Here is a 23,920-nt window from a genome sequence, read left to right as displayed (position 1 = left end):
GATACGTGGGGGATTAATAGGTGTTGAAAGAAGAGATGGAGCGCGTGATCAGGCGATCCACATCGCTCGGATTATCATGCTCGACGACGTAATATTTTACGGACGTGTCTTTGAGCGCAGCAACCAGACCCTTCCAGTCTACCTTACCGTGGCCAACATCCGCCCAGCCATCTTCATCGGTGTTTTCACCCAGCGGCGCGATATCCTTCACATGAACCGCAGTAATGCGCTTCCCGTACCCCTCGATCCAGGCGAACGGATCGGCACTGCCGCGAATGATCCAAGCTATATCGGCTTCCCAATCCAATTCTGGGCCGCCAGCAAAGATCTGCTCTTGCGGCGTGGAGCCGTCCTCGAGGGACACAAACTCGAAATCGTGGTTATGCCAGCCGAAGGAATGGCCAGCATCGCGGAACGGCTTTCCAGCTTCCTGAAGACGTTTGCCGAATGCGAACCATCCTGCGGCATCGCGTGGGCGCTGATCGGGAAGAAGATAAGGGCAATAGATGGCCTCGATGCCAAGCGTCTTGGCGATCTTGAGCGCCCGCTGCGGATCGCTTTCCAGCATGTCCAGACCGAAATGACCAGTCGGCATCGTCAGACCATTGGCATCCAGATCATTCTTCAACGCCTGCAAGGCCGCATCGTCCATGGTGCCGTAAATGCCGCCAAAGCCTTCGACATGGGAATACCCGGCTGCCGAGAGCTTTTTGAAAATGTCTGAAAGCGGTGGAAAATTGCGCGCGCTGTAAAGTTGAAAGCCAAGTTTCGTCATATGTCTCTCCTGACATTGGGACTATCTGGGGTGGATTGCTATGGTCAGATGCGATCTTCCGTCGTCGCATCGAAAAGGGAGGCCATGCTCATATCGAAAGACAGCTTGACCTTGGTGCCGGGAGCGAACCGCCGGTGCCCGCCCACACGCACGGACAGGGTATGCCCGGCATGCTTAAGCCAGATAAGATTATCGGCACCCATCGGCTCTTCGATATCGACCACGGCCTCGTGGACTTCTCCTCCGGTGATGTCCGCATCGACGCGAACATGTTCCGGTCTCACGCCGAGCACGGCAGAACTACCCGCCACGAGCGGCGCGGATGCTGCATAACCGTCGAGCGTGAAGCTGACGCCGTTGGTGACGAAGACGACTTTGCCGTCTTTCTCCTGCAACTCGCCGCGCAGGAAGTTCATTGACGGGGAACCGATGAAGCCCGCCACGAAGAGGTTTTTGGGTTTGTTGTAAATCGAGACCGGGTCGTCCAGCTGCTGAATGACGCCGCTTTTCATGATGGCGATGCGGTCTGCCAGTGTCAGCGCCTCAATCTGGTCGTGCGTGACATAGATCATCGTATTTTTGAGTGACTGGTGAAGCCTCTTGATTTCGACGCGAAGCTCCGAGCGCAGCTTGGCATCGAGGTTGGACAGAGGTTCATCGAACAGGAATACGTCGACGTCGCGCACCAGCGCCCGGCCAATGGCAACGCGCTGTCGCTGTCCGCCTGAAAGCTCGGCCGGTTTGCGTTTAAGCAGCGGTTCGATCTGGAGAATGCCAGCCGCCCGTTTCACCCTCCTATCGATTTCATCTTTCGGCACCTTTGCCACCTGAAGGCCGAACGACAGGTTTTTTTCAACTGTCATCTGCGGATAAAGCGCGTAGGACTGGAACACCATGCCGATGCCACGGTCTTTAGGCTCTTCCCATGTGACGTTGCGATCCTTGATGAAAATCTGCCCGTCGGTGGGTTCCAGAAGTCCTGCGATACAATTAAGCAGGGTCGATTTTCCGCAACCGGACGATCCCAGCAGCACCAGAAACTCGCCGTCGTAAATATCCAGATTGAGGTCGGTCAGCACGTTGACGGCGCCGAACGACAGGGAAAGGTCTTGGATTGAAACGCTTTTGTTCATGAAGCTTAACCTTTGACTGCGCCTGCGGCGATGCCGCGGACAAAAAGTCTGCCTGAAACGAAGTAAACGAACAGCGGAACGGCACCGGTCAGCAGGGTAGCCGCCATGTTGACGTTGTATTCCTTGACGCCCTGAACCGAGTTGACGATGTTGTTGAGCTGCACCGTCATCGGGTAATATTCAGGTCGCGTGAACACGACACCGAAGAGGAAGTCGTTCCAGATACCTGTGACCTGCAAAATCATCGCCACCACGAAGATAGGCAGCGACATGGGCAACATGATCCGGAAATAGATCTGCCAGAAATTCGCGCCGTCGATACGTGCCGCCTTGAACAACTCTTCCGGCAAACCCGCAAAGTAGTTGCGGAAGAGAAGTGTCAGGATCGGCATTCCAAAAATCGTATGGACGATGACGAGGCCGGTCAGCGTGCCGTAGACGCCCATTTCACGCAGGACGATCACGATTGGGTAGATCATCACCTGATAGGGAATGAACGCTCCGATGATGAGGATCGAAAAGAAAAGCTCCGACCCTTTGAACTTCCAGTTTGCCAGTGCGTAACCGCTGACGGACGCGACAAGGATCGAAACGATTGTCGACGGCACCATGATCCTTACGGAGTTCCAGAAGCCGCGCGAGAGGCCATCACAATTCAGGCCCGTGCAGGCATTTGCCCAGGCCTTGACCCAGGGCTCGAAGGTAATTTCGACCGGCGGCGCGAAAATATTGCCAAGGCGGATTTCAGGCATGCCTTTCAACGACGTCACGACCATGACATAGAGAGGCAACAAGTAATAAACCGCAGCGACAAAAAGAGTGCCGTAGAGCATGATGTTGCGCCGGGAAAGGCGTTTGCGAGGCTTGCGACCACGCGGACCGGCGAGGTTTTTCGAGACGGCATCCGCCCCCGCTGCGACCGTATTCAATGTACTGATATTAGCCACGTTTGCGCCCTCCGAATTCGAGGTAAGCCCATGGAATGATGATGATTGCGACAGTGATCAGCATCATCGTCGACGCCGCAAATCCCTGCCCGAGATTCTGCGCCTGAAACATGTAATCGTAGACGTATTTCGCTGGCACTTCCGAAGCGATGCCGGGACCACCGCTGGTTTGCGCAACCACAAGATCGTAAACCTTGACGATGCCGCTGGCGATGATGACCAGTGTGGTGATGAAGACCGGGCGCATCATGGGAATGACGATCAGCAGATAGGTCTTCCACATCGGGATGCCATCGACCCGCGAGGCTTTCCAAATATCCTCATCGATGCCGCGCAAACCGGCCAGCATCAGACACATTACGAGCCCCGTACCCTGCCATAGCGCTGCGATCAGAATGCCGTAGATGACGATTTGAGAATTATAGAGAGGGTCGAAGGTGAAGCTTTCCCAACCCATCGACCGTACGACGGACTGAATGCCGAATTCCGGATTGAGCAACCACTGCCATACGAGACCGGTCACGATGAAAGACAGAGCAAAGGGATAAAGAAAGATCGTTCTGAAGGTATTCTCGAAACGGATTTTCTGATCCATCAGAGCCGCAAGAACGAAGCCGATAACAAGGCTGAATATCAGAGACAGAACGCCGTATATTGCCAGATTCTGAATTGAAACGATCCAGCGTGGTGCGTCCCAAAGGCGTTCATACTGGTCGAAACCGATGAAACTGGCGCGCGGCAGTAGTTTGGAGTTCGTAAAGGAATAAACGACGGTCCAGATCGTTCCCCCTAGAAAAATGACCATAGAGACCAAAATCATGGGTATTGATGCAATCTTCGAATTGAGATTGCGGAATAACTGGTTTGGACGACCAGCGTGGGTTCTCCCCGCCATGCACCTCTCCTGTCAATCGTTGCCGTTGGCATGCCTTATCCATGACGTCCCCCATTACGGGGGACGCCTTGGAGAGACGTCATCGGCACCGGTGAAACCCACCGATGCCAGCGATTGCAATCAATCCGCTGAGGAAATGATCTCGGCAAAGCGCTTTTGCGCAGCTTCAGGCGTCAGGGAAGCATTGGCGAAGAATTCCGCCATGAGATCTTCCTTCTGCTTCTGCGTGTCAGCGGAGACGAGCTGGTCCGTGCTGGTGAGCGCATTGCCTTTCCCGATTATTTCAAGCCCCTTCTTCATGCAGTCGTTGGCAGCTGCCAGATCGACGTCGCCGCGAATTGGGAGCGAGCCTTTTTTCAGGTTGAAGGCGACCTGCACTTTTTGATCGACGATGGTTTCCGCAAGAACATCCTGTGCCTTCGATTTCTCTTCATTATCCAGAAGCGGGAAATAGAAAGCATCGCCCCCGGTGGTAAGATACTCGTTCATTCCGAGACCAGGCAGGCAAGTGTAGTCAGTGCCGGCTTTCTTGTTGGCGATCTGGAATTCACCCTGCGCCCAATCGCCCATGACCTGACCGCCAGCCTTGCCAGTGATGACCATGTTGGTTGCCTGGTTCCAATCCTGAACGTTGGACCCCTTGGAGAGCTTGCGCGCTTCGTCAGCAGCAGCGAAGATTTTCGCCATTTCTGGTCCCGCTGCTACATCTGCATCCTTGTCCTTGTAGACCTTCTCGTAAAGTTCCTTGCCGCCAAGCGAGAGTGTCAACGTATCGAACAGACCGTTCGACTGCCAGGCCTGACCGCCAAGTGCAAGCGCCTGAATTCCTGCCTTCTGAAGCGCAGGTCCCGCAGCCACAAACTCCGCCCAGTTTTTAGGGACCGGGACACCGGCCGTTTTAAAAGCTTCGTTGGAAAGCCACAACCACTGCCATGAGTGAATGTTGACGGGCGCGCAATAAATTTTGCCGTCGATGGTGCAGCTATCAAGCAGGCTGGACGGCTTGATGACGTCTTTCCATTTGCCTTTTTCAGCGACATCGCTGAGATCTCGCATCAAGCCGGATTGAACGAGCTCTTCTGCCTGCCGACCATGATTGAACTGCGTGGCGCCCATGGGATCGCCGCCGGTGATGCGGCTGACCATGATGGGACGAGCCGTGCTTCCACCTCCCGCAATCGCACCATCGACCCATTTGTTACCGGTTGCATCGAACGCCTTGGCAAGTTCCGCTACGGCTGCGGCCTCTCCTCCCGATGTCCACCAATGTGTCACCTCTAGATCCGCGGCATTGGCAATACCCGCCGGAAGCATAACACCGGCAGCCAAAGCAGCCAGAATAGAACGAATGCGCATGAGTCTCCTCCCTCACTGAAACGTTGCCGTAAAACCGTATGCGAAAGATTTACGATGTGCAACAGTTGCGCGAGTAAATTTTACGTTTCAATAAAAGTCATTATTTTTCAATATTTTAAGCTAAATATCAAACCTATGGCGGCAGAAAAATATGCGAAGTTCAGAAACGCCGACGAAAATTTCTTCACGTCCATCTTCTAAAGGTAAAATGCAGTAATTCAACAACCATCAAAAAGATGAACGCAAGATCGGAACGCACAAACATTAATTTTGTCGCATAAATTTTCAGCCGAATCTTAAATAGAAGAGACAAATTTAAGCAAACTGGAAGGATTGAATTGGTCAATTCTAAATTGAATGTTGTACAACCCTTTCGTTTAACAAAATCCAATTAATTCAACCCCCCTTAATCTCACCTTAACCATTGCAATATCTAATACGCTAATATGGTGACCAAGACGATTTCTGGGGCAACCCTCTAAAAATGATCGATATTTGCCATGGGCGCATGAAGCAGGCCTTAAACTCAAAAGATGTTTAGTCGCGAGAAATCCTACCCCCGCAACCGCTGGAGTAGATGACTTGCCCATTTCCTGCCCGCCCGGAGTTCAAACGTGAGAGTTGTGCTTATAGACGATAGCGAGGCCGCAGTCTTTGTGCCGCGCGTCGATAAACATGCCGCCAAAGCGACAGTCTATTCCATTCAGAGTATCTCTCGTCATCCGACAGGCAATGGCTCCAGCAAGACCACTGATAAATTTATCAAAATGCGATCCAGGCAGCCCCTCCGCTGATTGCCACCGCAGATAATTACGCTTCGCTCACAACAAACCGACTTCAAAACACCGCTGAACCCAGGACAAGTCTATGACGCCGGAAATACTTGCTCTCCCATCCTCCCTGTCTATCCGGGGGATAGGTGCTGTTCACGAAAAGCTTTTGTCCGCGTTTCAGATGAACGATGCCATCGTGCTGGATATTCCCGAAGACGTGACGGTTGACCTCAGCTTTATCCAGCTGGTGGAGGCATCACGCGGTTACGCCCGCAAGCACGGCAAATTCATCACCCTCAAGAAGCCCGCAACACCCGGCGTAGTGGATACGCTCCAGCGTGGCGGCTTCCTCACGAAAATGGACGAGGCGTCTCGCCTCTTCTGGCTGCATGGAAAGGATATTCAATGAGCGCCAACATTCTTACCGTCGACGATTCTGCCAGCATACGGATGACGACGAAAATCGCCCTCACCAATGCAGGCTACCAGGTCACCGAGGCGGTCGATGGCGCTGACGGTCTGGCGAAGGCCAAGGGCGCATCATTCGACCTTATCGTTACCGATCTGAACATGCCGAACATGAACGGTCTCGAAATGATCGAGGCGCTTCGCCAGTCGCCAGCTCACACCGGTATTCCGATCATCTTCCTGACGACGGAGTCCGACGCCGACATGAAGGCGCGTGCAAAGGCCGCGGGCGCGACCGGCTGGATCACCAAGCCATTCGATCCTGAAAGCCTCGTGAAGATCGCCAGAAAGGTTCTTGGTAGATGACGATACTGGACCCCATTCAGGTTTTCAGAACGGAAGCAGGAGAGCTTTTCGAGCAGATCGAAAGCGGCCTTCTGGATCTGTTGCATGATCTTTCCAACCAGAGTCAGATCGATGCCGTGTTTCGCGGCCTGCATACCCTAAAGGGGTCCGGAGCAATGTTCGGCTTCGAGGCATTGGCTGCGTTTACACACCATTGCGAGACGGCGTTCGATCGCGTTCGCAAGGGCGAAGTCCCCGCGAGCAGCGAATTGATCGCGGCGGTTCTGGAAGCGCAGGACCATATGCGTCGCCTTGTAGACAACCCAGCTACCGCGTTTCCAGAAACTGGCGACCGCCTGCTCGCCAAGCTGCAAGCTGCGGTCGGCGGTGAAACCGGTGCTGAAACACCACAGCCACAAAAGGCGGCACCGGCAAAGCAACAGGGCCCGGCAAAAACAACATGGAAGATAGACTTCCGCCTGCCCGCCAATGCCATGGCGAATGGCACAAACCCGCTTGGCTTGCTGGATGAACTGGCAGAAATGGGTGAGTGCGAGATCGTTGCAGATACATCCACCATCCCGTCGCTGGATGAGTTCGATCCCGCCAATCTCTACGTTTCCTGGTCCACGACGCTTACCACCGAACAGTCCCGTGAAGCCATCGATGATGTCTTCATCTTCGTGATGGACGACATGGACCTAAAGGTCACAAAGCTGGAAGACGAGGCTCCCCAGCACGAGATTGTGCCCCTGCCCTCGCCCGTCGAAGAGGCAGCGAAAACTAATCCGGCAGCAGCACAGTCCCCGGCTGATGCCAAGCAGTCAAAGGCTACTGAGAACGTGCGCGTTCCCGCCGAACGGCTGGATGAACTGATGGACCGTGTCGGAGAACTGGTTATTGCACAGTCCCGCCTCTCACAGCTCGCCAACACCAGCGTCGACATTCAGCTTCGCTCGGTTTCCGAGGACGTGGAGCGCCTGTCGGGCGAGTTGCGCGATACGATGATGGTTCTGCGGATGGTGCCCATCGCCCAACTTTTCAGCCGTTTCCGCCGCCTGACGCACGATCTGGCACGCGAAACCGGCAAACAGATCGAACTTGTCACCGAAGGCGAAAGCACAGAGGTCGACAAGGCCGTTATCGAACGTCTTGCCGATCCGCTTGTGCATCTCGTTCGCAATTCCTGTGACCACGGTCTTGAGCAGCCGGAAGAACGCATCGCGGTAGGAAAAAACCCGACAGGTCGCGTCACGCTCGTCGCGCGGCAGTCCGGTGGCGATGTCACGATCACCATACGCGACGACGGACGCGGGATCGACCGTCAGCGCGTACGCGCAAAGGCGGAATCGGTGGGCCTTGTCGCCCCCGGCGCAACGCTTGCGGATCAGGAACTTTTGCAGATGATCTTCGAGCCGGGCTTCTCCACCGCTGCACAGGTCACCAACCTGTCAGGCCGTGGCGTTGGCATGGATGTGGTCAAGAAAACAATCGAAACCCTGCGCGGCTCGATCAGTGTCACCTCAACACCCGGCGCAGGCTCGGAAATCTCGCTCGCTATTCCACTGACGCTGGCGATCATAGATGGCCTGCTCGTACGCGTTGGCGGAGGCTGCTACGTCATTCCGCTTTCAGCCGTGGAAGAGTGCCTCGAACTTTCCCCTGAGGACGATGTGAAGTCCCGCGGACGTTCCTTCATATCGCTTCGCGAAAGCCTCGTCCCCTTCATTCGTCTCCGCGAGCTTTTCCAAACGGGTACGAAACCTGATCAGTTCCAGAAGGTCGTGGTCATCTCCACTGGGTCGGAACGCGTTGGTCTCGTCGTCGACCAGATCATCGGTGACCACCAGACAGTGATCAAGGCAATGTCAAAGCTGCATCATGATGTCGCGACGTTCTCTGGCGCCACCATTCTGGGCGATGGCAGTGTCGCCCTCATTCTCGATGTCGCGCATCTGGTGACGGCAGGGCAGCAGCAGGAGGCGCAGATGCGCATTGCCGGATGAATCATCCTCTTTTGAAACAGCCACACGATTTCTGGGCGGGTCGGGAAGATCTGGAAGTGCTCACCTTCTCCATAGAAGGCGAGACCTTCGCAATCGAAGCGATACAGGTGCAGGAAATCCTCGATCTTCTACCGGAAACGGCGGTTCCCGGTGCCAAACCGTTCGTCTCCAGCGTCATCAACTTCCGCGGCAAGGTCATTCCACTGGCGGATATCCGCCTCGCTTTCGGCATGGATGCGGCGGAAAAAACAATCGACAGCCGCATCATCGTCATCGAACTATCGCTCGAAGGCGAACTGACGCTAATCGGCCTGCGGACCGACAAGGTGTACGAAGTCACGACCTTTTCCCAATCCGCAAGCGAGCCTCCGCCAAGTGTCGGCATGCGCTGGCGCCCTGACTACATCAACTGCCTCATCAAGCGTGGTTCGCAATTCGTAATCATGCCCAACCTCATAGCAATCTTCACTGCACAACGCGACGCCAACACTGCCAAAAGCAGCCAGCGAAGCAATGTCATCGAGCTTTCGAAGGATTTTTGACATGCGTTTCACGATCAAGATGAAGCTGGCAGTCGCGTTCGGATTTCTGATCGCAATGCTCGCAGGTACAGCAGGCTATGGCATCTACAGTCTCAGTCTAGCCAGAGATTCCATGAATGAGGTCGTAGAAGGTACGGTTGTACGCCTCGATAAAGTTCATCAGATCAACGCTCTTTCACTTGTAACGGTGCGCTCACAGAAAAACCTCATCCTTGCGACCTCGCCGGAAGAAGTTCAGCGCCACAAGGAAACCGGCAACGAGAGCCGCGCTCAACTGGATAAGCTGGCCAACGAGATGGCATCCACTGCCTCCCCGGAGATGCAGGCGACGTGGTCCTCCATTCTGGCTGCGAACCAGAAGTTCGAGGCGACAGATGATCGCATTCGTGAGTTGGTCGCTCAAGGCAACACCTCGGCCGCGGCAGCTTACTCCTCCGGTGAAGGTCGCGTGGCGGCGAACGAGTTGACGCAGAAGCTCGATGAAACCGTGAAATTCAATCGCGCTCGACTGGATGCGGCAAAGAAGGCGGCCGCTGCCGAGTACGAAAACACCAGAATGCTGTTGATCGCGATATCGATTGCGGCAGTCGTCATCGCAGTCATCACCGCCATCTGGATCGCGCTCGGCATCAGCAGTGGACTGCGTAAAATCATGATCGTCGCAGAAGCCGTCGCTGTTGGCGATCTCGATCAGGATGTCGAAATCAAGTCGAACGATGAGATCAAGGATCTGGTTGACCGTATCAATGTGATGACCGGAAATCTGCGCAACACCGCAAGCGTTGCAAACGAGATCGCCGACGGCAACCTGACGATCACGCCGAAGCCGCTTTCCGACAAGGACACGCTGGGCGTCTCGCTGCAGCGTATGGTCGAGCGCCTGCGTGGAGTCGTCGCCGATGCGCTTGCCGCAGCCGACAACGTTTCGTCCGGTAGCCAGGAACTCTCCGCAAGCTCGGAACAGTTGTCGCAGGGCGCGACAGAACAGGCATCCTCTGCGGAAGAGGCTTCCGCCTCGATGGAAGAAATGGCTGCCAACATCAAGCAGAACGCTGACAACGCAGCGCAGACCGAAAAGATTGCGCGCCAGTCCTCCAAGGATGCAGAAGCAAGCGGCGAGGCCGTAGGCCGCGCTGTGTCCGCAATGCGCACCATTGCCGAGAAAATTTCCATCGTTCAGGAAATCGCTCGCCAGACCGACCTTCTCGCACTCAACGCTGCCGTCGAAGCGGCCCGCGCAGGTGAACACGGCAAGGGCTTTGCAGTCGTCGCATCCGAAGTTCGCAAGCTGGCCGAACGCAGCCAGGCGGCAGCGGCTGAAATCTCTTCGCTCTCCGGCGAAACGGTGCAGGTCGCGACCGAAGCCGGCGAAATGCTCAATCGTCTCGTACCCGACATCCGCAAAACCGCCGAGCTGGTCTCCGAAATTTCTGCCGCATGCCGCGAGCAAGACATCGGTGCAAGCCAGATCAACGAAGCAATTCAGCAGCTGGACAAGGTGACGCAGCAGAATTCCGGTGCTTCGGAAGAAATGTCCGCAACCTCCGAAGAGCTTGCCGCACAGGCCGAAGAACTTCAGGCCAGCATCGCCTTCTTCAAGGTTGACCGTTCTACCGGAGCGCCCGTTGCCCGGGGTCACGCACCAGCTCGCAGTGCTGCCCCTGCACCGCGCCAACCCCTGAAGGCCTCTGCACCGGTACGCCGGCCAACGGCCGACCATTCCATCCATGGCCAGCAGGCACGCGCCAAGGGCTTTACGCTGGATATGTCGATGGGCGGCCCAGATGCGGATGACGCGGACTTTCGCGAAAGCGCATAGAACAGTCGCAAGACCAAGGGCTCCGGTCATTTTAAGCCGGAGCTAGCAAATGCCGATCTTAAGTGCCCATCAGCCTAGCCGGTTTCTGGGCTCGACAAAAATCTAAAAGCAATAGGACATACTTATGCGCATGACGATCAAACTCAAACTGGCTATGACGTTTGGCCTCATTCTAATCATGCTTGCAGGCACTGTGATGTATGCATTGAATAGTCTGAATACCCTTAACTCTGCGATTACGCAGGTCATCGCTGGTCCGGCTGCACGCTTGGACGCGACGCGAGAATTGAGCCGTCTGCAGCTAAGTATCACGCGCTCTCAGATGAATGCGGCCACTGCCGATAATCAGGCTGATGCAGTACAGTCGATGCAGAACAGCGAACGTCTTCGCACCGTGTTTCTTGAACGGTTGACATGGCTTCAGGAGCAGGCCGGTAGTGAAGATCGACGCGCCCAATGGCTGGAAGCGCGCAAGCTGACTGATGAGCTGTTCCTCGTCGACGATCAGATTCGACAACTCGTTAATTCAGGAAACTACGCCCTTGCGCTCGAGAAGGCCAAGCGCGATTCCCGTGCAGTCACGGACAAGATCGGTGCAATTATCGACGAGCGTGTTGAAGCTAACAGAAGTCTGATGAGCCAGGCAGATAAGGAAACTAACCAGCTTTACACCAGCACGTGGGGTATGCTCACCGGTATTGCAGCTGTCGTTGTGGTCATTGCTCTACTCGCAGCTACGCTTATTGCCGTCGGTATCAATCGCGGTCTGTCGAAGGCGATCACTGCGGTTCGCGATGTTGCCGATGGTGATCTGACAAAGATGGCCGAAGTTAAAGCCCGCGACGAGATTGGCGAGCTTCTTGAACAGGTCAATCTCATGATCGAGCGTCTTCGATTGGTCGTCGCAGATTCCGCAAATGCCGCTGAGAATGTTTCCACCGGAAGCCAGGAACTTTCCGCAAGCTCCGAGCAGGTATCACAGGGAGCAACCGAACAGGCTTCATCCACTGAAGAAGCATCGGCTTCCATGGAGCAGATGGCCGCTAACATCCGTCAAAATGCAGAAAATGCTGCACAGACGGAAAAGATTGCTCGCCAGTCATCCAAGGATGCGGAAACGAGTGGCGAAGCGGTTGGCCGTGCGGTCGTCGCTATGCGCACCATCGCAGAAAAAATCTCCATTGTGCAGGAAATCGCTCGTCAGACCGATCTTCTCGCACTCAACGCAGCTGTCGAAGCAGCCCGTGCAGGCGAACACGGCAAGGGCTTTGCCGTCGTCGCATCCGAAGTACGCAAGCTTGCAGAGCGCAGTCAGGCTGCCGCCGCTGAAATCGGAGCAATGTCGAGCGATACCGTCAAGGCAGCTGCCGATGCAGGCGAGATGCTAAACCGCCTTGTACCAGACATCCGTAAAACTGCCGAACTCGTTTCTGAAATCTCGGCGGCATGCCGCGAACAGGACATCGGCGCAAGCCAGATCAACGAGGCAATCCAGCAGCTTGACCGCGTAACACAGCAGAATACAAGCGCGTCCGAAGAGATGTCTGCAACCTCCGAGGAACTGGCGGCGCAGGCCGAAGAACTTCAGGCAAGCATCGCCTTCTTCCGCGTGGAGCGTTCCGCTCGTGCGGCGACACCAAAACCGGCTAATATTCGCTCGGAAGCACCATCCCGCCCCGCTGCAAAGGCAATCGCTGGTCAGCAGCGTAACGTGCATGATCACTCCGTCACATCCCAACAGGCGCGCGCAAAGGGCTTTGCTCTCGACATGTCCATGGGCGGACCGGACGCCCATGACGAAGACTTCCGCCACTCGGCCTGATGGCTGATCGGCATCAATACGGGCGCATCTGGCCCGTATCGATGAACCGGAACAACAAAGAATGAAGACCTCGAGAAGGCGCTGTAAACATGGCAAGCACATCATCTGACACTCAGTTCGTGACGTTCAGCCTCGGAGAAGAGGTCTTCGCCGTTCCCGTAGACGTCGTGCGCGAAATTCTCGATCACGAGGAAGCGTTCAAGATACCCCACGGTCCCGATTATCTCCTGGGCCTAAGGGATGTGCGTGGACAGGGTGTGCCGGTCATCGACCTGCGCCTGCGTCTCGGTATGAGCAGGACAATCAAGACGCCGCATACGCGCATATTGGTTCTCGATATTCCGATTGGCGAAAAGTTGCTGGCTTTGGGTCTCGTTGCCGACAAGGTCTTCGAGGTGACGCCGTTCCGACACGACCAGATCGAAACCGCACCGGATATCGGCATACGCTGGAATTCAAGTTACATCGCCGGTGTCGTGCGCCGCGATGGCGATTTCGTTGTCATCATCGATCTGGCGCAGCTGTTTTCCGGGGAGGCAACAGATCTTGCCAAGGTGAATAGCGGCCCCATGCGCGCCGCCTGAAAGGAATATGAACGTTGACTGCAGCAGCCACCGTCAATTTCGACGACAGCCTGAGCACGCGTGATTTTCGTGAGCTTTCCAATTTCATCTACAACTACTGCGGCATCAAGATGCCGGAAACCAAACGGTCCATGCTGGAAGGTCGCCTGCGCAAGCGGCTGCGGGCAACAGGCCTTTCAACGTTCAGCGCATATTGCGACTTCCTGTTTCGTCATGGTGGAATGGAAGAAGAGGCGATCTTCCTGATCGACGTGGTAACGACGAACAAGACGGACTTTTTCCGTGAGCCAAATCATTTCGATTACATGGAAAAATCAGCCCTGCCGACACTGGCAAAAAAAGGGCATGGGCGCATTCGCGCCTGGAGTTCTGCCTGCTCGACAGGTGCGGAGCCCTATACGATGGCCATGGTCATGGCGGATTCTGTGGCTAAGGGTGTGATCTCTGATTTCAGTATTCTTGCAACAGACCTCTCGACTGACGTTTTGAAGAAAGCGCATAGCGGCATCTATCAAAGGGAACTCGTCGATCCTGTGCCGACGGAAATGATGCGCAAATACGTGATGCAGGCGAAGGACAGACAGCGCAACGACGTGCGCATCGTACCCAAACTTCGCTCTAAAGTCGGCTTTGCGCGGATGAACCTGATGAACCCGACTTACGAGGTCGGGGATGGCTACCACATCATCTTCTGCCGCAATGTGCTGATCTACTTCGACAAGAAGACACAGACCCACGTTTTGACACAGCTATGCAAATGCCTGATGCCGGGCGGCTATCTGATGATCGGCCACTCCGAAACGGTGACGGGGATCAACCTGCCGATCAAACAGGTTTCCAATACCGTTTTCATGAAACAGTAGCGCGCCATGGTGAAAAAGACCCGAGTTCTGATTGTCGATGATTCCGCAAGCGTTAGGCAGACGCTGACGGCGGTGCTTGAGGCCGACCCCGCCATTGAGGTCATCGGCGTTGCTTCCGATCCGTTCATGGCAGCGAAGAAGCTTCAGGAAGACGTACCGGACGTGATCACGCTGGACGTGGAAATGCCCCGCATGGATGGCATCACATTCCTGCGCAAGATCATGTCGCAGCACCCGATACCGGTGGTCATGTGTTCCTCCTTAACGGAAGCGGGCTCGGAAACGCTTCTACAGGCGCTGGAAGCCGGTGCCGTGGATGTCATCCTCAAGCCGCGCATCGGCGCTGCCGACCATCTTGCGGAATCCGGCATGCGGATTTGCGAAGTCGTGAAAAGTGCTGCACAAGCACGCGTCAAGGAAATAAAGCTGCCAGCCCGCTCCGCTGCCGCGCGTGGCCCGCAGGCGAAGCTGACTGCGGATGCCGTTCTGCCTCCGCCATCTGGCAAGGCGATGGCACGCACCACCGAAATGGTGGTTTGTGTTGGCGCATCGACAGGCGGAACTGAAGCTTTGCGCGAGATGCTGGAGAGACTGCCCTCGAACTCACCGGGCATCGTCATCGTCCAGCACATGCCGGAGAAATTCACTGCCGCATTTGCCAAGCGGCTCAACACACTTTGCGATGTGGAGATCAAAGAAGCGGTGGACGGCGATCCGGTGCTGCGCGGCCATGTTCTGATCGCTCCCGGAGACAAGCACATGCTGCTGGAGCGTCAGGGCGCACGCTATCACGTTTCCGTCCGAAACGGCCCGCTGGTTTCACGTCATCGTCCGTCCGTCGATGTGCTATTCCGCTCCGCCGCCCGCTCTGCCGGGTCGAACGCCATGGGTGTCATCATGACAGGCATGGGAGATGATGGAGCGCGCGGGATGCTGGAGATGCATCAGGCCGGTGCTTATACGGTGGCGCAGGACGAGGCATCCTCCATTGTGTTCGGCATGCCGAAGGAAGCAATTGCTTATGGCGGCGTCGACAAGATTGTATCGCTGGATCGGATCGCCCAGGAAATTTTGGCAGAGGACAGACGGCGATAGCTCCCTGTTTTCAGACGTTCCTAGGGCATAAACCCGTTCCACACTTTCGCTGGAATGCTTTAATTCGCCTCATGTCTTCAGTTCCTGTTAACCATAATGCTGAATGATTGCGATGCGCCATGAAGTAGGCGCAGTGCAACGCGCGATGATCGCCCACCATTCCTCTTGTCGTCGGGGCGATCATGGCAGTCATAACTTTTGCAAACACCAAGGGCGGGGCCGGCAAGACGACCGCCGTGCTGCTTCTCGCGTCCGAGTTTGCCCGTCGTGGCCTGCAGATCTGCGTCATCGATACCGATCCACAGCGCTGGCTTTCCAAATGGCGCGAAAATTCCGATTATCGTGTCGATCTTTCGGTCATCACCTACGTTTCCGCGTCCAGTCTTCAGCAACACGTGCTGGATAATCGCAAGAAATTCGACCATGTCATCATCGACCTGCCCGGTGCGCAGTCTCCCCTGCTCGCGACTGCCGTGGGCTTGTCAAACCACGTCCTCATTCCCGTGCAGGGCAGCACGATGGATGCGCAAGGTGGTGCACAGGTTCTGGAATTGCTTCGCTATCTGGACGATCGCGCTTCGATCAAGATTCCGCACTCCGTCGTGCTTTCCCGGGTCAACTCGATGGTGACGACACGCGCACTCCTGGCAGCAAAAGCGCTGCTCGCCAAACGTGACGTTCACGTTCTCGATGTGCCTATCATTGAGCGCGCAGCTTTCCGCGATATGTTCGAATTTTGCGGCTACCTGCACATGATGAGCCCATCGCAGGTGAGCAATCTCGACAAGGCGCTTCAGAACAGCATGGCGTTTGCCGACGAGGTTCTGAAACTCCTCCCGCAACAGGGTGCTGGCCGCCTTTCTTCGGCGGCCTGAGCCAGATCAGTTGCGCTTGTAGTCGTCCTCCAGACGAAGGATGTCATCTTCGCCAAAATACGATCCGGTCTGAACTTCGATCAACTCCAGCGGAATTTTCCCTTCATTGGCCAGCCGATGCTGCTTACCGATAGGGATGTAGATGGATTCATTTTCGGTCAGCAAGCGCTTTTCGCCCTCTATCGTCACAGTCGCAGTACCGCGGACGATGATCCAGTGTTCGGAGCGATGATAATGCTGCTGCAGGGATATGCGTTGACCCGGCTCCACCTTGAGGTGGCTGACCCGGAAACGAGGGCCTGAATCAGTCTGCTCGATATGCCCCCAGGGACGATAGACTCGCTTGTGCTTTTCCGTCTTGGTGGAGTGATCGCCGCTTTTCAGCGTTTCTACGAGCCCCTTTACGTCCTGCACGCGGTCCTTGGGAGTGACCAGCACGGCGTCTTTGGTGGCAACAACTACAAGGTCTTTTGCTCCTACGACGGTCGTCAGAATGCTGTTGGAGTGGATCAGGCACCCTTCGGAATCCAGCAATAGACCCTGTCCTTCCACCGCGTTCTGGTTCCCCTGCTTGTCAGCAATTTCCCAGATAGCATCCCAGCTACCAATATCAGACCAGCGGAAATGACCGCGTACGACCGCCATCCGTTGAGTATTCTCGATCACGGCATAGTCGATGGAGTTTTTGGGCGATTCCTCGAAACTTTCCTTATGCAGACGAACGAAGCCCAGGTCGCTTTCGTAATTCTCGACGGCCGCTGTCACTGCCTTCAGAATTTCAGGTGCATATTTCTCCAGCTCTCCGATCATCACATCGGAGCGGAACAGGAAGTTGCCGGAATTCCAGAGATAGCCATTTTCAACATAGGTAATGGCGCGCTCTTCATCCGGCTTTTCAACAAATGCCTCCACGACGCAGAGATCGTCACTGCCGTTTATGGGCGCGCCCGGATTTATGTAGCCGTAGGCGGTGCGGGGTTCGGTGGGCGTCAGGCCGAACACGACGATGTTGCCCTGTTCCGCCGCTTCTGCGCCAAGCTTCACCGCATTCGCGAAGAGCTCGTCGTCCAGCACGACATGGTCGGCGGCGAGCGCCAGCACTAGCGAGCCTTTTTCGCGCTTTTCGGCGAGAACAGCTGCGGCTGCCATGGCAGCTGCACTGTCCCGGCGAGCGGGTTCGAGAACGACCGTCGCCGGGAGGTCGACTTCCTCGGCCTGACGACGGGCAAAAAAGCGGAAGTCCTCATTTGTGATGACAAGCGGCTCGGCATAAAGGCTTTTATCGCCGACACGTTTCAATGTCTGCTGATAGGTGGAAAACTCGCCGACGAGAGGTTGAAACTGCTTTGGAAGTTGATCACGCGACACAGGCCAAAGTCTCGAACCCGCACCACCTGCCAGAAGTACCGGGGTAATCTTTCGAACCTGCTCACTCACACTTCACCTCTTCACTTTCAGGACGCTCAACTTACACCGCATCCAACAAATCATGTATGACAATAAATGCCAAGTTTGCGTTGCAGCATACGTTGAAACGGCTACCAGCCGACCCGGTTCCGATTCTCGTAGACGCGGTGAAAGAAATCAAAAGCGATGAGCATCGTCTTATTCGGAACACCTAATCGATTGAAGCGTTCGCTCCGCCCGCAGATGAGTGGATTTGTTGCAGTGAACAACATTGAAAGCTTGGCAGCACGCTGAAAAATAAAATAACAACGCCGGCATAGCTATTGAAAAAAGAAGGCGGGGCGAATGTCAGACAAAGCGAAATCGGCAACGGGCAGGACATCTGTGACGGATCAGGAAGCGCTGGACTTTCACGCTGAAGGCCGTCCCGGAAAGTTGGAAATCACCCCCACCAAGCCGATGGCGACGCAGCGGGATCTTTCACTGGCCTATTCACCAGGGGTAGCCGTGCCGGTAAAGGCCATCGCAGAAGACCCGGCCACCGCCTATGATTATACCACTCGCGGCAACATGGTTGCCGTCATTTCCAACGGTACGGCCATTCTCGGCCTTGGCAATCTCGGCGCGCTTGCATCCAAGCCGGTGATGGAAGGCAAGTCCGTTCTGTTCAAGCGTTTCGCGGATGTCGATTCCATCGATCTAGAGGTCGATACCGAAGATGCGGACGAATTCGTCAACTGCGTGCGTTATCTCGGCCCTTCCTTCGGCGGCATCAACCTTGAAGACATCAAGGCGCCGGAATGTTTCATCATCGAAAGCCGCCTGCGCGAAATCATGGATATTCCGGTATTTCATGATGACCAGCATGGAACAGCGATCATCGCGGCTGCGGGTCTCATCAACGCCATCGAGCTGACCGGCCGCGATTTCAAGACCACCAAGCTTGTCTGCAACGGTGCCGGTGCTGCGGCGATTGCCTGTATGGACCTGATCAAGGCGATGGGTTTCAACCCGGAAAACATCACGCTTTGCGATACGAAGGGCGTGATCTATCAGGGTCGCACCGAAGGCATGAACCAGTGGAAGTCTGCCCATGCGGTAAAGACCGATGACCGCACGCTGGCGGAAGCTATGAAGGGCGCGGATGTCGTATTCGGTCTTTCGCAGAAGGGCGCGTTCACCGAAGATATGATCCGCTCCATGGCACCGAAGCCGATCATCTTCGCCATGGCCAACCCCGACCCGGAAATCACGCCGGAAGAAGTTGCACGCATTCGTGACGATGCAATCATGGCGACGGGCCGCTCCGACTACGCCAATCAGGTGAACAACGTTCTCGGCTTCCCTTATATCTTCCGTGGCGCGTTGGATGTGCGTGCAAGCCAGATCAATGACGAAATGAAAATCGCCGCCGCACAGGCACTCGCCGATCTGGCACGCGAAGATGTGCCGGATGATGTCGCTGCGGCCTATCAGGGCAACCGGCCGCGCTTCGGACCGCAATATATCATCCCAGTCCCGTTCGATCCCCGTCTGATCTCAGCAATTCCGGTGGCCGTTGCCAAGGCGGCTATCGAGACAGGAGTGGCACGTCGCGTTTTGCCTGACCTGGATGCCTATGCGCGTGAGCTTTCCGCTCGACGCGATCCGATGGCGTCCACGACGCAAAGGCTCTATGAACGCGTTCGTCGTTCGCCCAAGCGCGTCGTTTTCGCGGAAGCGGAAGAAGAACAGGTCATGCGCGCTGCAATCTCGTTCACAGCGCAGGGTCTCGGCACCGCCATTCTTCTGGGCCGCGACGATATCATCAAGGCAAATGCCGAGAGCGCAGGCATCGACCTCGACCGGCCGAACATCGAAATCACCAATGCTCGCCTTTCAGGACGCGTCGATGCGTACATCGATTATCTCTATGCTCGGCTTCAGCGCAAAGGCCTGTTGTTGCGGGACGTTCAGCGCCTGATACATAATGACCGCAACCACTTTGCATCCTGCATGGTGGCAATGGGCGATGCCGATGCCATGGTGACGGGAACAACGCGCAACTATTCCACCGCCTTGGAAGACGTTCGCCGCTGCATCGATGTGAAACCCGGTCACCGCGTCATTGGCGTTTCGCTGGTTGTTTCTCGTAACCGGACGGTGTTCGTGGCCGATACGGCCGTTCACGACATGCCTTCCGCCGAAGATCTGGCGGATATCGCTGAAGAAGCTGCGGGGCTTGCCCGTCGGTTTGGCTATGAGCCTCGCGTGGCCATGCTGGCCTACTCAACCTTCGGTCACCCGACCGGCGAGCGTTCCGACAAGGTTCGTGAAGCGGTGCGTATACTCGACAAACGCAATGTCGCCTTTGAAGTCGACGGCGAAATGTCGGCGGATATCGCGCTTAATCACCAGAAGATGCAGAGCCAGTATCCCTTCGCCCGCCTTTCCGGCGCGGCCAACGTTCTGGTGATGCCTGCCATCCATTCGGCCTCAATATCGACCAAGATGCTTCAGGAACTCGGTGGCGCGACCGTCATCGGCCCTTTACTCGTCGGTCTCGACAAATCCGTACAGATCACATCGATGGGTGCAAAGGACAGCGACATCGTTAACATGGCAGCGATTGCGGCCTATAACGCCGGTCGGTAAGGAAAAATCAGTACCGCCCAGAACTCCGGGCGGTACTACAATTTCATAATTCACAGGAAGTTTCTCTGTATTTTCTGGAGAACACGTTTCAGCCACATAATTCGGATTGCGTCCCTTCGCAATTAGGGGGCATCTGTGCTGCCTGAGAAGCGCAGGTAGTGGCTGGGATACGGAAACACGATGTTGAAATGCCCGACGATGAGAACGTCCGGTGAAACCACTGAAGGTTTTTACAGGCGTATTTCGGAAAGTCTCATCGGCAATCCGAACGCAGTTATCGCTCTATTCGGCTTATATTATCTTCTCCAGATATTCACCCGGCTCGCCATGCCACCCGCATTGCGTATCGATGAAGCGCAACAGGTGTTGTTCGCACAGTGGCTCGCACTTGGTTACGATGCGCAGCCGCCGCTCTACAACTGGTTTCAGCAGGCAGTCTTCCAGCTATTTGGCACATCTCTGGCCACCATTGCCATCGCCAAGAACCTCATCCTTTTCCTTACCTTCGCCATCTACATCAAGAGCGCCGCTCTTGTATTAAAAGACAAGCGACTGGTTCTGATTGCAGCCATGGCGCTATTCTTCAGTCCGCAGGTATTCTGGCAGGCGCAGCGGGATCTCACCCATACCACGATGCTGATGCTGACCTGCACATGGGTCGTTTATCTCAGCATTCGCCTCATTCAGAAGCCGACGACGGTGGGTTATGCGCTCGTTGGCCTCGCTGTCGGCCTCGGAATGTTGTCGAAGTACAATTTTGTGCTTGTCCTGCCAGCGGTGCTTGCCGCCGTGTGGTTTCATCCGCAGGGGCGCGAGCGCATTCTCGACCGTCGCTTTCTGCTTACCATCGGCATCAGCCTTATCGTCTTTCTGCCTCATGCTTTCTGGCTCTTCGAAAACTTTACCTTTGCATCCGATGTGACGATGCGGCGTATGGCAGAAGAGGCACCGGACAGCAGGCCACTGCAAATCCTGCTCGGGCTGGCGCGCGTCGCGTTCGGTTCGCTCGTCATCATCGCACTGCCTTCTTTGCTCATCTGGTGGTCGGCTCAAAAACAAACTGCCGGCAAAACAAGCCGTGCCGCCAAATCCGACTGGCTGCGTTTCTTCGTGCATTATTTCTTTGCCCTCACCGTGGTCCTCTTCGTCGTCATTGTTTCCACGACCATGACCGAAGTGCGCGATCGGTGGCTTTTGCCGTTAATGATGCCGTTTCCCATTCTTGCTGCGCTTTGGCTTGAGCAGCGGTCACTCGATGAGGTCGGGTTCCAAAAGAGAGTTCTGCCTACCGCACTCGCAATCATGGCATTACTGCCTGTTGCGCTGATCCTGAGCGTTCCTTTGCAAGCATGGACGGGTAAAGCCTCCAGATCGAACTATGACTACGAAAGTTTCCAGCGTTACATTCATAACGATAAAGGTATCTCCCCCTCCGTCATCATCACACCGGACTGGCATACGGGAGGAAATCTTCGGTTCGTGTTCAACAAGACGCCAGTCGCTACGATCATCTATGATGATTTCGATCCCAAGTTTCAGCCGTCCTTCGATCATCCAATTCTCTTTGTCTGGAACGGTGATGGTGACGCAACGGACAGATTATCGCACTGGCTGGAAGAACAGATCAGCGTCAAGCTCAAGAGCGTAACGATCCAGCAGTTTAAAACACCCATGTATTTTCCAGTCGGAGGAAAGATGCAGGTGTTCAGCTATGCCGTCATAACGCCGGATAACTTCGAAGCAGCCTCCCCACCGCGCTAGTCGACAAACTGTATTCAACAATGGTACGAAACGGGCCAGACGCGAGTGGCGTCTAAGTGCGCAGTGTGAATGAGGCAAGCCATGGACGGAAACTCTGGTAAGTGCGAAGTGCTCGTCGTTGGCACGGGCATCATCGGCGTCATGTCAGCGCTGTACCTGCAAAATGCAGGAAAATCAGTCACATTGCTTGAACGAGGCGAGGTTGCGCGTGGGGCCAGCGCAGGAAATGCCGGGATACTCGCCTTCCCGGAAATCATTCCGATTCCCGCCCCCGGCATCATGAAGAAAGCGCCGAAGTGGCTGGTCGATCCCTTGGGTCCCCTCAGCGTTCCGCCTGCCTATGCGCATAAAATCGCTCCGTGGCTTTGGCGCTTCTGGAAATCCAGCTCGCCGCGTATGTTTGAGCACGGACTGAAAGTGCAGACAAAGATGATGGCGCTGGCAGCTGCGGAGATGCAGCATGTCGCGGCAATACCGGAGCTGTCGCGCTTCATTTCCAACACGGGAACCCTTGATCTTTATGGCTCTCGGTCATCCTTCGACGGATCTGCAGCACACTGGGAGGAAAAGGCCAAAGCGGGCTTCACCTTCTCCCGAATAGGCAGGGCCGAGATCGACGAACTGCAACCAGGTCTCGCACCGCAATTTGCACATGCCATCTTCACGCCAGCCGGTTTGCAGGTCAGCGATCCTTACGAGTTTACGCGAGGGATTGCCGATCTGGTGATCTCCAGAGGCGCTACACTCAGAAAGGGCGAAGCGATCCGAATAGAGCCGGTGGGTGAAAGCACCATCGTCACGTTGGCAAATGGCGACAAGATCGATGCGGATAGGGTCATCGTTGCTGGCGGCGCGTGGTCCAAATCGCTTGCGGCAACACTTGGCAACATCGTGCCGCTGGAAACTGAACGCGGTTACAACACCACCCTGCCCAAAGGCGCATTCGATCTGAAGCGGCAATTGTATTTCAACGACCATGCATTCGTCGTCACGCCGCTCTCGTCCGGAGTTCGCGTTGGTGGTGCGGTAGAGCTGGGCGGACTTGATCTTCCACCAAATTTCAAAAGGTCGGAAGCAATACTGAAAAAGGCGAGCCGCTTCCTGCCCGGCTTGAAGATTGAGGACGGCAAGCAATGGATGGGTTTCAGGCCATCGCTGCCCGATAGCCTGCCAGTCATCGGGCCGTCTCGCGCAACATCGTCGGTGATTTACGCCTTCGGCCATGGTCATCTGGGCCTGACGCAGTCTGCGGCCACTGCCCGACTTGTCACGGAATTGGTCAATGGCGAGGATACGTCGATTTGGATCGATCCATTTCGCGCCAGCCGTTTCGCCTGAGTGCGAGCTTAAACTCGAATAGCTTCTTCCGGCTGAGACAAGGACCAGAGCTGCATCTGAACCGCATCCTGGAATTCCATGACTTCGTGACGCATTGCCGCGTCGTCATAACCAAGGTTGGTGAGGTGCGCAGCGAGCGCGCGGCATTCGTCGCGCCAGAAGCTGTTTGCTTCGATGCCGTGGAGGTTGCCGAGCATCTGCACGCAACGCTGAATGTCGCGAAGTCGATTTTTGGCAGGAAACGCAATTACTTCAGAACGCTTTGTCACACGCACACCTTGGTGGTTGGGAATCGATTTCCCATTTTTAAGGCGTACATGGTTAATGAAGTTTGCAACGTACGTACCAATATGCCCCATCGGTAGACTGCTCCTAGTTTTTAAAAGACGCCGACGACATACAACCCTGCGCTTCGGCTCCCTAAAACGTTTCAGGAAAATATTTCGAACAATCACGCGAATTCGCGTAAACTTTACCATTAAACCTTACCGAAATTTCATTCCGCGCACGCTAATGGAAGTATAACTCAGTTGAAACGACAT

Annotated in this window: 20 protein-coding genes; 13 read left to right on the top strand and 7 right to left on the bottom strand. The window is 55.5% G+C overall.

Annotation, left to right across the window (positions count from 1 at the left end; translation table 11 throughout):
- Positions 1-13: 13 nt before the first annotated feature.
- From G6L28_RS17600 to G6L28_RS17580, 5 genes are all read right to left on the bottom strand, one after another.
- The gene (locus G6L28_RS17600) at positions 14-775 is read right to left on the bottom strand and encodes a sugar phosphate isomerase/epimerase family protein (protein ID WP_174065117.1); all 762 of its coding nucleotides are present in this window, start codon (positions 773-775) and stop codon (positions 14-16) included.
- 44 nt (positions 776-819) lie between these two features.
- On the bottom strand, positions 820-1,908 hold the full coding sequence (locus G6L28_RS17595) for an ABC transporter ATP-binding protein (RefSeq protein WP_174065116.1): 1,089 nt from the start codon (positions 1,906-1,908) through the stop codon (positions 820-822).
- A gap of 5 nt (positions 1,909-1,913) precedes the next feature.
- A complete protein-coding gene (locus G6L28_RS17590) occupies positions 1,914-2,855 on the bottom strand; it encodes an ABC transporter permease subunit (RefSeq protein WP_174065115.1) in 942 nt (313 codons plus the stop codon).
- The gene (locus G6L28_RS17585) at positions 2,848-3,750 is read right to left on the bottom strand and encodes a carbohydrate ABC transporter permease (protein WP_174065114.1); all 903 of its coding nucleotides are present in this window, start codon (positions 3,748-3,750) and stop codon (positions 2,848-2,850) included. The genes G6L28_RS17590 and G6L28_RS17585 overlap by 8 nt, the downstream gene beginning before the upstream one ends.
- 120 nt (positions 3,751-3,870) lie before the next feature.
- Positions 3,871-5,106: an ABC transporter substrate-binding protein gene (locus tag G6L28_RS17580; RefSeq protein WP_174065113.1), complete on the bottom strand. Its 1,236-nt coding sequence runs from the start codon at positions 5,104-5,106 to the stop codon at positions 3,871-3,873.
- An 867-nt stretch (positions 5,107-5,973) separates the two neighbouring features.
- Between G6L28_RS17580 and G6L28_RS17575 the strand changes: the two genes are divergently transcribed.
- The 10 genes from G6L28_RS17575 to G6L28_RS17530 all read left to right on the top strand — a co-directional run bounded on the left by G6L28_RS17575 (position 5,974) and on the right by G6L28_RS17530 (position 16,238).
- Positions 5,974-6,288 (top strand): STAS domain-containing protein, encoded by a 315-nt coding sequence (locus G6L28_RS17575; protein ID WP_174065112.1) that lies wholly within the window; start codon positions 5,974-5,976, stop codon positions 6,286-6,288.
- Entirely contained in the window at positions 6,285-6,653 is a 369-nt protein-coding gene (locus G6L28_RS17570; protein WP_174065111.1) for a response regulator, read from the top strand. Before G6L28_RS17575 ends, G6L28_RS17570 begins: the two co-directional genes overlap by 4 nt.
- Positions 6,650-8,638 (top strand): chemotaxis protein CheA, encoded by a 1,989-nt coding sequence (locus tag G6L28_RS17565; protein ID WP_174065110.1) that lies wholly within the window; start codon positions 6,650-6,652, stop codon positions 8,636-8,638. The genes G6L28_RS17570 and G6L28_RS17565 overlap by 4 nt, the downstream gene beginning before the upstream one ends.
- Positions 8,635-9,180, top strand: a complete 546-nt coding sequence (locus G6L28_RS17560) for a chemotaxis protein CheW (RefSeq protein WP_174065109.1) — start codon at positions 8,635-8,637, stop codon at positions 9,178-9,180. Before G6L28_RS17565 ends, G6L28_RS17560 begins: the two co-directional genes overlap by 4 nt.
- A 1-nt stretch (position 9,181) precedes the next feature.
- Positions 9,182-10,999, top strand: a complete 1,818-nt coding sequence (locus G6L28_RS17555) for a methyl-accepting chemotaxis protein (RefSeq protein WP_174065108.1) — start codon at positions 9,182-9,184, stop codon at positions 10,997-10,999.
- A gap of 124 nt (positions 11,000-11,123) precedes the next feature.
- Positions 11,124-12,821 (top strand): methyl-accepting chemotaxis protein, encoded by a 1,698-nt coding sequence (locus G6L28_RS17550; protein ID WP_174065107.1) that lies wholly within the window; start codon positions 11,124-11,126, stop codon positions 12,819-12,821.
- A gap of 89 nt (positions 12,822-12,910) precedes the next feature.
- Positions 12,911-13,405 (top strand): chemotaxis protein CheW, encoded by a 495-nt coding sequence (locus tag G6L28_RS17545; RefSeq protein WP_174065106.1) that lies wholly within the window; start codon positions 12,911-12,913, stop codon positions 13,403-13,405.
- 14 nt (positions 13,406-13,419) lie between these two features.
- Positions 13,420-14,268 carry a CheR family methyltransferase gene (locus G6L28_RS17540; protein WP_234902622.1) on the top strand — a complete coding sequence of 283 codons (849 nt, stop codon included), beginning with the start codon at positions 13,420-13,422 and terminating at the stop codon, positions 14,266-14,268.
- Positions 14,269-14,274: 6 nt separating this feature from the next.
- Entirely contained in the window at positions 14,275-15,363 is a 1,089-nt protein-coding gene (locus G6L28_RS17535) for a protein-glutamate methylesterase/protein-glutamine glutaminase (RefSeq protein ID WP_174065105.1), read from the top strand.
- A 182-nt stretch (positions 15,364-15,545) separates the two neighbouring features.
- Positions 15,546-16,238 (top strand): ParA family protein, encoded by a 693-nt coding sequence (locus G6L28_RS17530; protein ID WP_174065104.1) that lies wholly within the window; start codon positions 15,546-15,548, stop codon positions 16,236-16,238.
- Between the two features lie 6 nt (positions 16,239-16,244).
- Here G6L28_RS17530 and G6L28_RS17525 read toward each other — a convergent pair whose 3' ends face one another.
- Positions 16,245-17,675 carry a mannose-1-phosphate guanylyltransferase/mannose-6-phosphate isomerase gene (locus G6L28_RS17525; RefSeq protein WP_174065103.1) on the bottom strand — a complete coding sequence of 477 codons (1,431 nt, stop codon included), beginning with the start codon at positions 17,673-17,675 and terminating at the stop codon, positions 16,245-16,247.
- 315 nt (positions 17,676-17,990) lie between these two features.
- Here G6L28_RS17525 and G6L28_RS17520 point away from each other — a divergent pair, with 315 nt between their 5' ends.
- From G6L28_RS17520 to G6L28_RS17510, 3 genes are all read left to right on the top strand, one after another.
- Complete coding sequence (locus G6L28_RS17520; protein WP_174065102.1) at positions 17,991-20,279, top strand: NADP-dependent malic enzyme; 2,289 nt, start codon at positions 17,991-17,993, stop codon at positions 20,277-20,279.
- A 198-nt stretch (positions 20,280-20,477) separates the two neighbouring features.
- Complete coding sequence (locus tag G6L28_RS17515) at positions 20,478-22,040, top strand: glycosyltransferase family 39 protein (RefSeq protein WP_174065101.1); 1,563 nt, start codon at positions 20,478-20,480, stop codon at positions 22,038-22,040.
- Between the two features lie 81 nt (positions 22,041-22,121).
- Positions 22,122-23,378 carry an NAD(P)/FAD-dependent oxidoreductase gene (locus G6L28_RS17510; protein WP_174065100.1) on the top strand — a complete coding sequence of 419 codons (1,257 nt, stop codon included), beginning with the start codon at positions 22,122-22,124 and terminating at the stop codon, positions 23,376-23,378.
- 8 nt (positions 23,379-23,386) lie between these two features.
- Here G6L28_RS17510 and G6L28_RS22935 read toward each other — a convergent pair whose 3' ends face one another.
- Positions 23,387-23,737, bottom strand: a complete 351-nt coding sequence (locus G6L28_RS22935) for a DUF6074 family protein (protein WP_234902621.1) — start codon at positions 23,735-23,737, stop codon at positions 23,387-23,389.
- Positions 23,738-23,920 lie beyond the last annotated feature (183 nt).

The sequence above is a fragment of the Agrobacterium larrymoorei genome (genome assembly GCF_013322225.1).
Classification (GTDB): domain Bacteria; phylum Pseudomonadota; class Alphaproteobacteria; order Rhizobiales; family Rhizobiaceae; genus Agrobacterium; species Agrobacterium larrymoorei_A.
Note: the sequence above shows the minus strand (reverse complement) of the source record. Positions and strands in the feature narration are given on the sequence as shown.